This is a genomic window from Enterobacter sp. HMSC16D10 (assembly GCF_001807145.1).
Taxonomy (GTDB): Bacteria; Pseudomonadota; Gammaproteobacteria; order Enterobacterales; family Enterobacteriaceae; genus Enterobacter; species Enterobacter roggenkampii.
In genome coordinates this window covers 1-869 of sequence record NZ_KV787858.1, presented here as the reverse complement: position 1 = coordinate 869, position 869 = coordinate 1, and the positions used below count along the sequence as shown (strand labels likewise).

The window sequence follows — 869 nt, the reverse complement described above, 5'->3', positions numbered from 1 at the left end:
GCAGCGTCGTTTCCGCGATGGGCTGCGCCGCCTGTTTTCCTGCCATCGCCAGCTTTGGCGCGGCCATCGGACTGGGCTTCTTGAGCCAGTACGAGGGGCTATTCATTGGCATCCTGCTGCCGATGTTCGCCGGCATCGCGTTACTCGCCAATGCTATCGCTTGGCTCAATCATCGACAGTGGCGACGCACGGCGCTCGGCACGATAGGCCCGATCTTGGTGCTGGCAGCGGTGTTTTTAATGCGGGCTTACGGCTGGCAGAGCGGTGGACTGCTCTATGTCGGCCTGGCCTTGATGGTTGGGGTGTCGGTCTGGGATTTCATCTCGCCAGCACATCGCCGCTGCGGGCCGGACAGCTGTGAATTGCCAGAACAACGTGGCTGACGGCAACAGCCGTAGCCACCACAGAAAAGGAAAAATACATGACCACCCTGAAAATCACCGGGATGACCTGCGACTCGTGCGCGGCTCACGTCAAGGAAGCCTTGGAGAAAGTGCCCGGCGTGCAATCGGCGCTGGTGTCCTATCCGAAGGGCACAGCGCAACTCGCCATTGAGGCGGGCACGTCATCGGATGCGCTGACTACCGCCGTGGCCGGACTGGGCTACGAGGCAACGCTTGCCGATGCGCCACCGACGGACAACCGCGCCGGCCTGCTCGACAAGATGCGCGGCTGGATAGGGGCCGCTGATAAGCCCAGTGGCAACGAACGCCCGTTGCAGGTCGTCGTCATTGGTAGCGGTGGAGCCGCGATGGCGGCAGCACTGAAGGCCGTCGAGCAAGGCGCGCAGGTCACGCTGATTGAGCGCGGCACCATCGGCGGCACCTGCGTCAACGTCGGTTGTGTGCCGTCCAAGATCATGATCCGCG

Annotated in this window: 2 protein-coding genes; both read left to right on the top strand. The window is 62.9% G+C overall.

What is annotated here, in order from left to right; all coding sequences use genetic code 11:
- Positions 1-383 (top strand): organomercurial transporter MerC (merC, locus tag HMPREF3143_RS07445; protein WP_070532455.1); only part of this gene is annotated, 383 nt, incomplete at its 5' end.
- A 38-nt stretch (positions 384-421) separates the two neighbouring features.
- Positions 422-869, top strand: a 448-nt coding sequence (locus HMPREF3143_RS07440; protein ID WP_139145858.1) for a cation transporter, incomplete at its 3' end; no start/stop codon positions are given.